Origin of the sequence: Clostridium tertium (genome assembly GCF_017873245.1) — a bacterium.
Classification (GTDB): domain Bacteria; phylum Bacillota; class Clostridia; order Clostridiales; family Clostridiaceae; genus Clostridium; species Clostridium tertium.
Genome location: NZ_JAGGJY010000001.1, coordinates 92,813 through 107,440, shown reverse-complemented (window position 1 = coordinate 107,440; position 14,628 = coordinate 92,813). Strand labels below are relative to the sequence as shown.

The following is a 14,628-nucleotide window of genomic DNA, read 5'->3' as shown; positions in this document are numbered from 1 at the left end:
ATTATATAAATTTTATTATGTAACGAATTTAAGTACAGATTATAAATATTACTAATAAAAAAATAATCTTTATAACCTGTACTTAAATTATAATAATTTATTTAATAAAATTTATTTTCTACTTTTTTCTACATCATCTATTATATACTTTATTATTTTTATATCTTTACCTTTGCTATACATATATATTGGAATAGCTGTTATTATCCCAACCACAGTTCCACATATTATATCCCACATAGTATCATTTAAACTACCATTTTGAGCATGAAGTCCAAATAAAGAATCTGTTGTAAACTCCCATATTTCCCAGGTTCCTGCTGCAGCTGTTGCAAATAATATAACAAACATAACTGAAATAAGCGGGTTCATTTCTTTTCTTGATTTTTCATTAGTTAAATATAAAAATAAAACATATCCAATTATAGCAATTATAGCACCAGATAATAAGTGCAAAAATTTATCATAATTAGTTATTGAATAAAAATCCCAAACACTTGCTAAATACATTGATAAGAATATAAAACTCATATTTATATAGTATATAATTCTAGATCCCTTAAGAAAGCTCTTTATATATAATAAATATGCTCCTACTATAGTTACAAATGTAAGTCCTATTCTAAAAAGCTTTTCTCCATCCCTTACCATAAAATCGTATATAGCAGTTATTATTAGTAGTAAAGTAAAAATAACTGCTAATATAAATTCATTCTTATTTTCTTTATTCTTCAATGATATCACTCCTAGAATTTAATACTGATAATTATAACAAATTTAAAAATTTATTTTTACTTTATAAATATTGTTTACTAAATATTAACTAATTAATCTTAAAATTTTTCTTTTTAAATAATATAAATGAAGTTATTGTTCCAAGAATCAATCCACCTAAATGAGCAAAATTATCTATATTCGGAATAGTTATACCTATAATAACATTCAATCCTATAGTCTCTAATATATTTTTCATATATTGCTTTCCAATTTTATCTCTTTCTTTTAATCCAAATATAAGCATTGCTCCTAAGAGTCCAAATATTGCACCTGATGCACCTACAGATATACTATTAGGCTTAAATAAATAACTAACCACAGATCCACCTAAAGCTGATATAACATAAATTGCTATATATCTCTTACTTCCATATACAGCTTCGACTTCTCTTCCTATGATATTAAGCGCACTCATATTAAAGAATATATGAATTATTCCACCATGTAAAAAAGCAGATGTTAATAATCTATATATTTCCCCACTATTAATTAGAACATTAACTTTTGCGCCCATTTGAATTAAGGTATAAATATCAATATCAATTAAATTTCTGGATTTAATAACTTCAATTAAATATAATAAAATATTTAAAATAATTATTGTATATGTAACTTTATATTCCTTAAAGCTTATCCTTCTTTTACTATCTATATTCACTATATAATCTATAATTGGAATAAACGCCTTAGATCCATTACTACAATATATTATTTTTCTTTCTTTTAAAGAAAATATTAATTTATTATAATTACTTTCTCCATAATTTATATATTCTCCTGAAGTTAGAATTATTAAATTTAAGATAAATGGCTTATTTAATGATTTTGCTAGATATTCTCTTGCTTCATTAAAGTCAACTTCTTCATCTGAATCCTTTACTACTATAACTCCAACCATTACTTCATCTAAATCTAATAATCCTATCCATTTATTTTTATTATGATAATTACTATAATAATCCCTCATAAAGAATTTTAATTCCTTAGTTATTGAATTAAAAAATACTTTTTCAAACTTCTCCACCTATATCCCCCTATCATTTGAATAGTAATAAGCAATTGGCATTTTGTTTACCAATTGCTTATTAATCTTTTATTAATTAATTTCTTTATCTAGCATATCCAGAAGTTCATTAAATCTTTCTATAGTTGCTTCTAAAGGTCTTGAAGTAGTCATATCAACTCCAGCCTTCTTTAAAATTTCTATTGGATAATTGCTACCACCACTCTTTAAAAATTCTATATACCTCGGAACTGCATCTTCTTTTCCTTCCAATATTGATTTTGCAAAAGCTGATGCCGCAGCATATCCAGTTGCATATTGATAAACATAGAAATCAGAATAAAAATGTGGTATTCTTGCCCATTCAATATTAATTTCTTCATCAACTATCATATCTGGTCCAAAATACTTAACATTTAACTCATGCCATGCTTTATTATAATCTTCAGCTGTTAAAGGTATTCCTTTTTCTAAGCTTTCATGAGTATATAATTCAAACTCTGCAAACATAAGTTGCCTAAATACAGTTGTTCTTATTTGCTCTAATTCTTGATTTATTAAATATAATTTTTTCTTCTTATCTGTTTCTTTATTTATTAAATGATGTATTAGAAGTGCTTCATTAGTAGTTGATGCTACTTCTGCACAAAATAGTGTATATCCTGCATAAATATATGGTTGCTCTTTTCTTGAATAATAAGAATGAATAGAGTGGCCCATTTCATGAGCTAACGTAGACACATCATGCAACTCATAATTATAGTTTAATAAAACATATGGCATTGTTTTATATCCACCCCAAGAATAAGCTCCTCCTCTTTTACCTTTGTTTTGATATATATCTATCCAGCCTTCTTCAACTCCACCTTTAAATATATTTAAATATTCATCTCCTAATGGTTTTAATCCTTCTAAAACCATATCTACAGCACTATTAAATTCTATATGCTCTTTAGGTATTTCAATAACTGGAACATATAAATCATACATATGCATTTCATTTAATCCTAGTAGTTGTTTCTTTAATGCTACATATCTATGAAGAGATTTTAAATTTTCATCTATAGTTTTTAAAGAATTCTTATAAACTTCTAGCGGTATATCATTTGGCTTTAATGAAGCTTCTAGTGCAGAATTATATTTTCTAACTTTTGCACTAAAATTAAAGTTCTTTATTGAACTTGTTAATGTAGTTGCAAAAGTATTTTCTAAATCTTTATATGACTTAAATAATGTTTTAAATGCTTCTTCTCTTACTTTTCTATCTTTACTTTTTATAAATCCTGAATAATTACCTTCTGTTAATTCTACCTTTTTACCATCCTCATCCAATATATCTCCAAACTTCATATCTGCATTTGTAAGCATATTGTGAATTGAGTCTGGAGCATCTAAACAATCTGAAACTTGTGCTAATAGTTCTTCTTGCTCTTTACTTAAAATATGAGGTTTTTCTTTTAATATATCTTCAAACATAAATGAATACATCTTTAGCTTTTCATTAGTATTTATAGTATTTCTTATAAAATCATCCTCTAATGACAATATTTCTGGTACAAAATATGCTGTATATGATGCAAATTCTGCCATATAAGAATCTACCTTATTCATCATAGATTGATATTTAGGATTTGATGTGTCTTCATCACACTTTAAATGTGCATATACATATACTGTTTCAGCCTTTATACCTAAATCTACATATTTATTTAAGTAGCCTAGAATATTTTCTTCATCATTTAACTTTCCTTCAAAATCCTTAAGTGATGGCGCTTCTTTTTTTAACTCCTCAAAAGTTTTTTCCCACTCTTCATCAGTTGAAAATATTTTATCTACCTTCCACTTATACTTATTTTCTATTTCTTCTCTTTTTTTCAATACCTTTGATTCACTCATAATTTCCGCCTAATTTTTTAGGCCCTCCCTTCTAATTATATTCTTCTTCTTTTCCTACAATATCCTTAAAAGCGTTTTCCATAGAATCTTCAATTAATTCTACACATCTTGTTATTCTTTCCTTCATAACCTCATAATCATCTACATATTCAAATTTTATTAAAAATGTAGGATTATATTCATCTAACACATCCTCAATTTCAAATTCTTCTTTTATAAAGGCATTATAATTAAAAACATCATATATTGCTGAGTATTCCCATTCTTCTACATCTTTATTTGTATCAAAATATAAATTTACAACTTCATTAACAACAAAAAGTTTATTTACATATAAAGCTCCCTCTGAAACTTGAAAACTTCCAAGCTCCTTAGTTATAAATCCCGTATCCTTATCCTTTTCCATTAATACTAAACTTGAAAAATCCATATATATTCCTCCACAATCTTTACTTTAGTTTTAATAACTTACCTATATTATATGTTTTATTCATAATATAAATCAACTGAATAAAATAATTAAGAAATGAAAGAATCTAAAAATTAATATAAAAAATCTTTAAGAATTTTTTCAATAGAAAATGCTTTCACCAATATATTTTAAGTTTTGCATATCAGGCATTGAATATTTAGTCAAATGTAGTTATGTTCCTACTGAACTTTACCCTAGTAGATTTAAATTAACGTCTCACCTTTTCATGCTAACTTTTTAGCAATAAGTTGCTTCACAATTTTAAAATATGGTAATAATATAAATAATTAAGTAAATATATAATGTATATATAAAGTAATTGTTGCAAACCATTTGCATTTTCATATATAATAAGTCTAGACTATTTAGGAGATGATTTTTTTAATGATTAATATAAAAGATTTATGTTTTTCATATTCCAATAAACCACCATATTTACTTAAAGATATAAATTTAAATATACCTGAAGGTATATATTTATCTATAGTTGGCGAAAATGGAAGTTGTAAAACAACACTAATAAAACTAATACTAGGTTTATTAAAACCAACATCTGGTTCAATTGAAGTTCAATCTAATTCTATTGGATATGTTCCGCAAAGATTAGATTCTTTTAATTCTCAGTTTCCTATTACAGTAAAAGAAGTTTTATCTTGTCACAAAAAAAGTTTGAAAAATATTAATATAAATATTTCTTCTATACTTGAAACTGTAAATATGAAAGATTATGAAACAAGACTTTTAGGAATGCTATCAGGTGGACAGCAGCAAAGAGTTCTTATTGCTAGAGCCTTAATGGGAAATCCAGATATTATTATTCTCGATGAGCCATCTACTGGTGTTGATGAAGCAAATCAAATTGAAATATACAGTATTTTAAAGAAACTAAATCAAGTGGATAAAAAAACTATTATATCAATCGAACATAATATAGATATTGCTTTAAATAATTCAACTCATATACTTAAAGTAGATAATGGAAACATTACATTATTTACAGTTGATGAATATAAGAATTTTAGAAATAATAATTTTAAGTTAAATGATGCTATTTAAGTTTATAATCAAGAAAGGTAGATTATATGTTTCAATTAGATTTTATGCAAAATGCCTTTATGGCTGGCTTTATAATATCAATACTTTGTCCTTTCATAGGACTTTTTTTAGTGCTTAGGCGCTACTCCATGATTGGTGATACATTATCACATTCATCTTTTGCTGGAGTTGCTATAGGATTAGTTTTAGGGGTTAATCCTCTTATAACAGCATTTTTATTTACAACTCTTTGTGCAATAATTATCGAATTATTAAGAGAATATTATAAAAAATACGCTGAACTTGTTATGTCATTAGTTTTAACTTTTAGCTTAGGAATAGCAATAATACTTATAAGTAGTGGAAAAGCTTCCGCTAAAGTTAATTCATTTTTATTCGGTAGTATCCTTACCGTTTCTACACAAGATATATTCATGATATTGATTGTAGGAATAATATGCTTAATAGCACTTATATTTTTATATAATAAGCTTATTTATATTACCTTTGATGAAGAAGGTGCAAAAACTGCTGGGATAAAAGTAAAATTAATAAATTATATTTTCACTATATTAGTTGGTGCAACTATTTCTATGTCTATACGAATAATGGGGATACTTGTAATTTCATCTATAATGATTGTCCCTGTTGCTACTGCAATGCAATTAAAAAAAGGATTCAAAACAACATTATTATATTCAATATTTTTTGGAATGTTTGATATTTTGATGGGATTATTTTTATCGTATTATATAAATAGTGCTCCTGGAGGTACTATTGCAATTACCTCAGTATTTACTTTAATTATAGTAATAATATTAGATAAATTTTTAAATTTTAAATAATGTTTTAATTTTAAATTATAAAAGGGATATTTTTACGAAAATATCCCTTTTATAATTTATTAATATTAATTTTTATTTGTTTTTTTACATTGATCACAAATACCATTAAGCTCTAGCTTATGTTCTGTTAAACTAAAACCAACCTTAGCCTTTATAGCTTCTTCTATCTCTTCCATTGGACAAGGTATTTCAACGCACTTATGGCAAACATCGCATTTTAAAGTATGCTTATGACTTTCTTTTTTTAGTATATATATTGCAGGTCCATCTATATTTATTTTCTTAATTATATCTTTTTCTTCAAGTAACTCTAGTGTCCTATATATAGTGCTAAGATTTAAGTTTTCATTTTGCTTTTTACATTCACAATATATATTTTCTGCTGATAGCCCTTTATCTGAAGACTCTATTATATTTAAAATTGAAATTCTTCCTGCTGTTACTCTCATTCCATTTTCTTTTAAATAATTTTCCCAGCTCATTTTATTCTCCTAACGTTCTAATCTTTATATAATTATAACACTAATACTCTACATATTAAATATTAAAAAAATATCATTTTAAATCCCAGTATTAATAATATTAATCCTCCTAATAAATCAGCATATTTACATATAAAATCAACTCTTCTAGCATATCTACACATAAAAAATCCACTTGTACATATAAGTAATGTTATTAATCCTACCAAAATAGCATCAATAAATAATAAGATTTCATTAACTTCATGAAATGCAGTAAAGCCAACTACTAAAGCATCAATACTAACTGACATACCTAAAATCATATACATTGACTTTCTTATTAACACTGACTCATCATTATCATTCTTTTTAAATGCTTCTAGTATCATTATAAATCCTATTAAGGCTATTATAACTCCACCTATAAAATTAGGTATAGCAACTATATATGTATCAAAAAACTTTCCTCCTACTCCTCCTAAAAATATAAATAAAAATTGAAAGAAAGCAAATGAAGCTATAAACCCTATTTTATTTCTTCTTTTTAATATAGGATTTATTCCTAAACTTATACTAAGTCCAAGCGCATCCATTGCCATAGCTACTCCTATTAAAATCACTTCTTTTAATCCCATTTTCTAGAAACCCCTCCAAATTATATAATTCTACTCTATATATAATTATAAAGTATAGTATTTATGTATTATTTTTTTTTAATAAGTACTTTTAATAAGACAAATTTTATTGTATATTATTAAATAGAGTATATGATATTCGAAAAAGTATATCATATTTTGTAGTTTTATATAAAGGAGAGTAACTTAATGGCGAATTGTATAATTGCTCAATCTGGAGGTCCAACATCTGTTATTAATTCAAGCGTAGTAGGTTTACTACATGCAAATAAGGATTTGGGTGCATTTAATAAAGTATATGCAGGTCTAAATGGAATAGAAGGTATATTAAATGGAAATATAATAGAATTATCTTCCTTTACTGATGATGAAATAAATACATTCAGATATACACCATCTTCTGGTTTAGGGTCTTGTAGATATAAAATGAAAAACTTAGAAGAATCAAGTGAGGAATATGACAAGCTTTTAGATATATTAAAAATTAATGACATAAAAGCCTTCTTTTATGTAGGCGGAAATGACTCTATGGATACTATTGCTAAGTTAGGCAAATATGCAAAAAAAACTGGGATAGACATAAAGTTTATTGGTATCCCCAAGACAATAGATAATGATTTAATGTATACTGATCATACTCCTGGTTTTGGTAGTGCAGCAAAATTTATTGCAACTACAGCCCTTGAAACATATTTAGATTCATCAGTTTATATAAATAACGGAATATTTATTTTAGAGACAATGGGTAGAGATACAGGCTGGCTAGCTGCTTCTGCTTGTACAGCTAGGATCAATGGAGAACCTGTTGCAGATTTTATATATTTACCTGAAGTTGCTTTTGAAATAGAAAAGTTTCTTTTAGATGTTAGAAAAAGATTCCAAGAAAAAAATAAAGTTTTTATAGTTGTTTCAGAAGGCATAAGAAATTCTGAAGGCAAATTTATAACTGAAGTTGAAAAACAATCTCATGATAAATTTGGACATGCACAATTAGGTGGCGTTGGTTCTTACTTAAAGAACTTAATAATCCAGTCTGGTATAACATCCAGAGTTAAATCTTTAGAATTAGGTGTATTACAAAGATGTGCAATCCATTGTGCTTCCGATGTTGATTTAGAGGAAGCTTTTGAAGCTGGATACTCTGCATTAAAGTTTGCACTTGAAGGGCATAGTGGATATATGGTTGCTATAAAAAGAGGTTCAAACTCAACTTATTCTACTTCTCATTTCCTTGTAGAAGCAGATAAGATAGCTAATAATGTTAAGTACTTTCCTATGAATTTAATTAATGATGAAGGAAATCATATAAAAGAAGAAGCATTAGATTACTTCTTACCTCTTATTTCCGGAACTCCTTCATTAGTTATAGATAATCATTTACCTAAATTTAAGACTATATCTAAATAGTGAAAAGCATGTAAGCCTTCTTACATGCTTTTATTTGTATACATATGCCATTATTTTAATTCTATTAAGAATTCAACATAAAAGTTTACGTATTTGATTAGCTTAACACCTTAGAGTATAATAAAATTGGAATTATTGAAATTTATAAGTTTAAATATATTTGATATATAGGATAAGCGTAGGAGGATAAAATGATAGTTTTAAGTTGCAAAGATATATCGAAAAGTTATGGAATAAGAGATGTACTAAAAGATATTACCTTTTCAATTAATGAAGGTGATAAAGTTGGAATTATTGGTGGAAATGGTGAAGGAAAATCAACATTATTTAAAATAATATCTAAAGAATTATCACAGGATTCTGGTGAAATATTTATAGATAAAAATAGAACTATAGGATATTTAACTCAACATGTTGATTTAGATTTAAATAATACTATATATGATGAAATGAATTTAGTATTTAAAGATCTTCGTAATATTGAAGATAGACTACATTCGTTAGAAATAAAGATGGCTGAACCTTATAATGAGGATAATGCAGCTTATCATGAAAAAATTATAAAAGATTACACTACCCTTCAGGATTTATATTCTCATAAAGGTGGTTACACATATAAAGGCGAAATATCTAGAGTATTGAAAGGTCTTGGTTTTCTAGAAGAAGACTTCGATAAAATTATAAATACACTTAGTGGTGGACAAAAAACTAGAGTTTCACTTTGTAAACTGCTTTTAAAAAACCCAGATATAATTTTACTTGATGAACCAACTAACCATCTTGATTTGGAAGCTATAGAGTGGCTGGAAGAATATCTAAAAAATTATAAAGGAACAGTTTTAGTAATATCTCATGATAGATTTTTCTTAGATGCTGTTACAAACAATACCTTTGAAGTAATTAATGGCCATGTTAATTGTTACAATGTTTCTTATACTAAATTTATTGACCTAAGAAAGAAAAATTATGAAGCTCAACTTAAAGCTTATAATCTTCAGCAAGCTGAAATTAAAAGACAAGAAGCAATAATAGAAAAATTTAGAAGCTTCAACAGAGAAAAAAGTATAAGAGCTGCTGAAAGTAGAGAAAAAGCCTTAGAAAAGATGGATAGACTAGATGCTCCAGATAAGGAAAAAGAAGCTTCTAAAATTCAATTCGAAGCCTCTGTTAAAAGTGGGCATGATGTTCTTCATATTGAAAACCTCGCTAAAAGCTATGGAGATAATAATCTCTTTTCAAACCTTAATTTAGATCTTAAAAGAGGAGAAAAAGTAGCATTAATTGGAGAAAATGGTCGTGGTAAAACAACTCTCTTTAAAATTATTTTAGATAATTTAAATCCTGATAGTGGTAAAGTTATTCTTGGAACAAACGTAAATGTTGGATATTATGATCAAGAACAATCTGATTTAAACCTAGATAAAACTATTTTAGATGAAGTATGGGATGAATTTCCCAACTTAACTACATCTAAATTAAGAGGTGCATTAGCATCGTTCTTATTTACTGGAGATGATGTATTTAAAATAATAAATACTCTTAGTGGTGGAGAAAAATGTAGGATAAATTTATTAAAGCTTATGTTATCAAAATCTAATTTATTATTATTAGACGAACCAACAAACCATCTTGATATAATGTCTAGAGAAGCTCTTGAAGATGCACTATTAAGTTATGATGGAACATTAATGGTTATATCTCATGATAGATACTTCCTAAATAAAGTAATTAATAGAATATTAGAACTTAATGAAAATGGTATTAAAGAATTTTTAGGAAACTATAGTTATTATCAAGAAAAGAAAATTAATCCTAATAGGTTTGAAGTTTTAGAAGAACTATCAAATGGAAAAACTAAAACTCAATTAAAAGATGAAAAAAAGAAAAAAAGAGAACTTGAAAAAGAGGAAAAAACTCTAAAGCTAAAAATAAAGAAAATAGAAGATGATATCTCTACCGGAGAAGAAAAGTTATTATCGCTACAAGAAGAACTTTGTCTTGAGAAAATTTATTCTAATCCTTCTGAAAGCGAAAGAGTTAATAAGGAAATAAAAGATTTAGAAGAAAAAATCGCTAGTCTATATGAAGAATGGGAGAATTTATCCAATTAAACGACTTTGCGCAATTTATAATTGATAGTATAGAATTAATGAGAATATATAAATATATTTTTCTAAAGTAATTCATGTTAATAGGGGTGCCTTGCGGCAGCCCCTTAATTTTTACTTAATATCATGTAAATTGTTTTATCTTTTCCCTGTGGAACCAAATCCCCCCTCTGCTCTTTCAGTTTTACTTAACTCTTCTACTTCATCAACTTCAACATACCATACTGGTTTTACTACCATTTGTGCAATCTTCATACCTTTTTCAACAATAAAAGTTTCCTTTCCATGGTTTATTAATACTACTCCTACTTCACCTCTATATCCTTCATCTATAGTTCCTGGTGTATTTAAAACAGTAATCCCATGTTTTAATGCTAATCCACTTCTAGGCCTAACCTGCGCCTCAGTTTGAGGCGGTAACTCTATCTTTATTCCAGTTTTAATCAATGCTGTTTCAGATGGATTAATTTTAACCTCTTCTACTGAATATAAGTCTAACCCAGCATCCCCTTTATGTGCATAATTAGGTATTATAGCTTCATTATGTATTTTTTGAACTTTCAATTTTAAATTATTCATTTGTATTCCTCCAATAAAAATCTTATCTTTATTGTAACAAGTAATTCTTATTTATGTCTATACTTATTATATTCAAAATAAAAAGAGGCTGTACAAACAGCCCTTTAACGTAAAATTTAAAATCTTGTAATATTTTATAATAAAGTATTTAAACTTATACTATTTAAAAATTACTGTCAACAGTTCTCATCTTCATTATTCATTTTATATTTTACATTTTTAATTGCGCGACAGCTCCTTTTTATAAGTGTATAAATATTTTCTCCTATTCTATCTTCTGTAATAAGCTGACTTTATTTTATTTACTACACATATATTTGCTGATTTATTATTTTTATCTATAGTAACCTCATTCCAAGTATAGTATAAAGGCTTTTCAAAAAATCTTCTATCTACTATTGCTATAACCCTATAACATCCATTTTCTAAATTTTCAAATACTACTTCTCCATTTGAATCAGTAAATTTTGAATCATACAATTTAGGAGATATACCATTTAATAGATATAAGTTTATCCTTGCTCCCTTAAGTTCTACTCCATCTCTACTTGCTAATCTTGATATGATTTCAATTCTACCTTTTTCCTCTACTCCATTATAACTATTAAAGTTATTTTCTGAGCTATACTGTGAATTATATTGTTCTTGTGAGCTATCTTGTGCGATACCTTCTAATTTATCTTCTATATTTGAATATAGTCTATCATAAGGGTTTTCACATTTTTCCTCACTAAAATCACTTTCTATTATTTCTTCTTGAGTATTACATATGTTGTCTCTATTAATGGTTCTTGTAGAATTATCCTCGCTAACTTCCCCATCAACTTGAATAAATAAATTCAAATTTCCATTTTCATCTACAGTATATTGATCTTCATTATTATTATTTTCGTCACTATGATATTGATCGTCAATAACTATTTTCATATATACCTCCAAAGCATAATATAGTTACATAATATGCTTTGCCTATGATTTTGGTGATAAAATAATAAAAAAAAGTGTCAAAAGACACTTTTTACTTAAGTTGAAATCATTCTAATAGCTTCATCAAACTCGACAGGTCTACTAAAATAATATCCTTGAATAACATCACAACTAATTTTCTTTAAAAAATCAAGTTGTTCTTTAGTTTCAACTCCTTCTGCAACTACTAATAGACTTAAGTAGTGTGAAAGTTCAACAATACTATTTATTATATACTCACTTTTTTCTTCTATAACTATTCCATCTATAAAACTTTTATCTATCTTTAATACATCTATAGGCAAAGTTCTTAAATAACTTAATGATGAATATCCAGTTCCAAAATCATCTAACGCTAATGAAACTCCTAGCTTTTTTAACTTCTCTAATGTACTTATATTTTTTTCTGCTGATTTCATTATTATACTTTCTGTAATTTCAAACTCTATATATTCAGCACTCAAATCATAGAGCTTTAATGATTCAGATATAAATGAAACTATATCTTCATCTCTAATTTGCACCTCAGACAAATTAATCGCCATTTTAAACTTCTTATTATTTTTTAATGTTAATTCCTTACACCTTCTAAAACTTTCATTTATTATGTATTTTCCTATAGGTATTATAAGACCTGAACTTTCCGCTATTGGTATAAATTCACTAGGTGATACTATTCCTAACGACTTACTATTCCACCTTACAAGAGACTCGAAACCTATAACCTCTTCTGTATCTACTTTAATCTTAGGCTGATATAGCATTTTTATTTCACTTTTGTCAACAGCAACTCTTAACCCTTTTTCTATATCAAATTCTCTATTTAGAATTTCTAATATTTTTATGTCAAAAAATTCATATCTATTTTTTCCATTAATTTTTGCAAGATACATAGCCATATCTGCTCTTTTTAAGAGAATTGGCATATCCCCTCCATCTATTGGATAAACACTAACTCCTATACTTAATGTACAAAAAATTTCTTTATCATTTATTATTATTGGATTACTTAATTTCTTTATTATATTATCTAAAATATACTTAATTTGATTTTTTTCTTGTATATTATATTGAACTATTATAAATTCATCTCCGCCATATCTAGCAAAAAGAGAATCTTTTATTTTCATATTTTTTATAATTTTTGCAAATTCAATTAAAAGTAAATCTCCAGCATCATGCCCATATGTATCATTAACATATTTGAAATTATCTAAATCTATAAAAATAAATGCTATTTTTTCATTAGGATAATTATTTATATGATTTGTAACCTCTCTCACAAAAAACCTTCTATTTGGAATCCTTGTAACTTCATCATTGAAGCTCAAATAATTAATTTCAATTTCTTTTTCCTTTCTATCTGTTATATCTGAAAAAGCTCCATGAATAAATAAATCCCCATTTTTCTCTAATGTTTTTTTCCCTTTACTTTGAAGCCATACAACTTTATTATCCTTACTTAATATTCTATAATCTATAGAATAAAACTCATCCTTTTTTGAATTTAAAACCTTATTTATTTTCTTATTATATAAATCAATATCATCTTCTAATATAAACTTTTTCCAACTTTTATCTGAAATTAATACATCTCCTTCTCCTTTAATTTCTAAATATTCTCTAATACTATAATCAATTGATATAATATTTTGATTAACATTCCACCAAAATGCAATGTCCTTAGATCCCTCTACAGCTAGTCTATTCTTATTTTCTATAACCTTATTCATATTTTCTACTCTTTTTCTTTCAGTTATATCTACAATAAGTCCAGATAAATAAAAAACATTATTTCTTACCTTCCCATTTCCTTGCACTTTAAGTAATAGTTTTTCTCCTGAAAAATCTACTATGGATGATTCTAAAATAAAGTTATCTAATATTCTATTATGTATAATGTTTTCAATGAAAATTTTTATATCTTCTCTTTCATCTTCAACAATAAATGAAAACCATTCATCAAAACTCTCTATATCCTTATTAATTTTTAAAATATCTTTTATCTTTTTAGACATATACAATTTATTATTTTCACTATTCCATTCCCAAATTGCACCTTCCAATGCATCTATAGCCATTCTATATCTTCTCTTGCTTGATTCTGCTAATTTATATAGCTTTTCATATTTTTTATTTATATAAAACAATCTAATCATCAACAATAAAATAATAAATAACATGATAGATAATAATGAAGTTACATTGTCAAAATTACTTTTAACTATTAATATAATTAAACATAAACTAGCAAATATGAAAATAAAATTATTTTTTCTTTTTTTCACGATTATCACCAGTACCTTTTCCTTAAAATTATATTCTAACAATTATATATTTTATCATATTTTTCCACATATTAACATAATTTTAACTTGATAAAATTAAAAAAATAGACGAATGTAAATATATCAGCTTACATTCGCCTATTTTAATCTTTT

At 26.1% G+C, this 14,628-nt stretch carries 13 protein-coding genes; 4 read left to right on the top strand and 9 right to left on the bottom strand.

Annotated elements, in window-relative coordinates:
- Positions 1-111 precede the first annotated feature (111 nt).
- The 4 genes from J2Z25_RS00540 to J2Z25_RS00525 all read right to left on the bottom strand — a co-directional run bounded on the left by J2Z25_RS00540 (position 112) and on the right by J2Z25_RS00525 (position 4,106).
- Positions 112-744, bottom strand: a complete 633-nt coding sequence (locus J2Z25_RS00540; protein ID WP_370836764.1) for a DUF2238 domain-containing protein — start codon at positions 742-744, stop codon at positions 112-114.
- A 79-nt stretch (positions 745-823) separates the two neighbouring features.
- On the bottom strand, positions 824-1,801 hold the full coding sequence (locus tag J2Z25_RS18865) for a rhomboid family intramembrane serine protease (RefSeq protein ID WP_008677979.1): 978 nt from the start codon (positions 1,799-1,801) through the stop codon (positions 824-826).
- A 72-nt stretch (positions 1,802-1,873) separates the two neighbouring features.
- Positions 1,874-3,676 (bottom strand): oligoendopeptidase F, encoded by a 1,803-nt coding sequence (gene pepF, locus J2Z25_RS00530; protein WP_008677977.1) that lies wholly within the window; start codon positions 3,674-3,676, stop codon positions 1,874-1,876.
- A gap of 31 nt (positions 3,677-3,707) precedes the next feature.
- The gene (locus J2Z25_RS00525) at positions 3,708-4,106 is read right to left on the bottom strand and encodes a DUF6762 family protein (RefSeq protein WP_209737561.1); all 399 of its coding nucleotides are present in this window, start codon (positions 4,104-4,106) and stop codon (positions 3,708-3,710) included.
- Positions 4,107-4,532: 426 nt separating this feature from the next.
- Between J2Z25_RS00525 and J2Z25_RS00520 the strand changes: the two genes are divergently transcribed.
- Entirely contained in the window at positions 4,533-5,204 is a 672-nt protein-coding gene (locus J2Z25_RS00520; protein ID WP_008677975.1) for a metal ABC transporter ATP-binding protein, read from the top strand.
- 26 nt (positions 5,205-5,230) lie between these two features.
- Positions 5,231-6,028: a metal ABC transporter permease gene (locus J2Z25_RS00515; RefSeq protein ID WP_097032665.1), complete on the top strand. Its 798-nt coding sequence runs from the start codon at positions 5,231-5,233 to the stop codon at positions 6,026-6,028.
- 65 nt (positions 6,029-6,093) lie between these two features.
- Here the strand turns inward: J2Z25_RS00515 and J2Z25_RS00510 are convergent, their stop codons facing one another.
- Both J2Z25_RS00510 and J2Z25_RS00505 read right to left on the bottom strand, forming a co-directional pair.
- The gene (locus J2Z25_RS00510; RefSeq protein WP_097032664.1) at positions 6,094-6,510 is read right to left on the bottom strand and encodes a Fur family transcriptional regulator; all 417 of its coding nucleotides are present in this window, start codon (positions 6,508-6,510) and stop codon (positions 6,094-6,096) included.
- A 62-nt stretch (positions 6,511-6,572) separates the two neighbouring features.
- Positions 6,573-7,127, bottom strand: a complete 555-nt coding sequence (locus tag J2Z25_RS00505) for a manganese efflux pump MntP (RefSeq protein WP_008677972.1) — start codon at positions 7,125-7,127, stop codon at positions 6,573-6,575.
- Positions 7,128-7,316: 189 nt separating this feature from the next.
- Between J2Z25_RS00505 and J2Z25_RS00500 the strand changes: the two genes are divergently transcribed.
- Together J2Z25_RS00500 and abc-f are read left to right on the top strand one after the other, a co-directional pair.
- Complete coding sequence (locus J2Z25_RS00500) at positions 7,317-8,534, top strand: 6-phosphofructokinase (protein WP_008677971.1); 1,218 nt, start codon at positions 7,317-7,319, stop codon at positions 8,532-8,534.
- 191 nt (positions 8,535-8,725) lie between these two features.
- Positions 8,726-10,645 (top strand): ribosomal protection-like ABC-F family protein, encoded by a 1,920-nt coding sequence (abc-f, locus tag J2Z25_RS00495; protein ID WP_209737559.1) that lies wholly within the window; start codon positions 8,726-8,728, stop codon positions 10,643-10,645.
- A gap of 135 nt (positions 10,646-10,780) precedes the next feature.
- On the opposite strand, the gene dut is transcribed toward abc-f, so the two are convergent.
- The 3 genes from dut to J2Z25_RS00480 form a co-directional block, all read right to left on the bottom strand.
- Positions 10,781-11,221 (bottom strand): dUTP diphosphatase, encoded by a 441-nt coding sequence (gene dut, locus J2Z25_RS00490; RefSeq protein WP_209737557.1) that lies wholly within the window; start codon positions 11,219-11,221, stop codon positions 10,781-10,783.
- 270 nt (positions 11,222-11,491) lie between these two features.
- Positions 11,492-12,148 carry a SpaA isopeptide-forming pilin-related protein gene (locus J2Z25_RS00485; RefSeq protein ID WP_209737555.1) on the bottom strand — a complete coding sequence of 219 codons (657 nt, stop codon included), beginning with the start codon at positions 12,146-12,148 and terminating at the stop codon, positions 11,492-11,494.
- Positions 12,149-12,243: 95 nt separating this feature from the next.
- Positions 12,244-14,475: a sensor domain-containing protein gene (locus J2Z25_RS00480; RefSeq protein WP_342451327.1), complete on the bottom strand. Its 2,232-nt coding sequence runs from the start codon at positions 14,473-14,475 to the stop codon at positions 12,244-12,246.
- Positions 14,476-14,628: the final 153 nt, after the last annotated feature.

What these genes read in the sequence shown, in the direction of transcription:
- J2Z25_RS00485 (WP_209737555.1), bottom strand. Translation starts at nt 12,148, where the DNA reads ATGAAAATAGTTATTGACGATCAATATCATAGTGACGAAAATAATAAT.
- J2Z25_RS00525 (WP_209737561.1), bottom strand. Translation starts at nt 4,106, where the DNA reads ATGGATTTTTCAAGTTTAGTATTAATGGAAAAGGATAAGGATACGGGA.
- J2Z25_RS00510 (WP_097032664.1), bottom strand. Translation starts at nt 6,510, where the DNA reads ATGAGCTGGGAAAATTATTTAAAAGAAAATGGAATGAGAGTAACAGCA.
- pepF (WP_008677977.1), bottom strand. Translation starts at nt 3,676, where the DNA reads ATGAGTGAATCAAAGGTATTGAAAAAAAGAGAAGAAATAGAAAATAAG.
- J2Z25_RS00505 (WP_008677972.1), bottom strand. Translation starts at nt 7,127, where the DNA reads ATGGGATTAAAAGAAGTGATTTTAATAGGAGTAGCTATGGCAATGGAT.
- J2Z25_RS00520 (WP_008677975.1), top strand. Translation starts at nt 4,533, where the DNA reads ATGATTAATATAAAAGATTTATGTTTTTCATATTCCAATAAACCACCA.
- J2Z25_RS00515 (WP_097032665.1), top strand. Translation starts at nt 5,231, where the DNA reads ATGTTTCAATTAGATTTTATGCAAAATGCCTTTATGGCTGGCTTTATA.
- dut (WP_209737557.1), bottom strand. Translation starts at nt 11,221, where the DNA reads ATGAATAATTTAAAATTGAAAGTTCAAAAAATACATAATGAAGCTATA.
- abc-f (WP_209737559.1), top strand. Translation starts at nt 8,726, where the DNA reads ATGATAGTTTTAAGTTGCAAAGATATATCGAAAAGTTATGGAATAAGA.
- J2Z25_RS00500 (WP_008677971.1), top strand. Translation starts at nt 7,317, where the DNA reads ATGGCGAATTGTATAATTGCTCAATCTGGAGGTCCAACATCTGTTATT.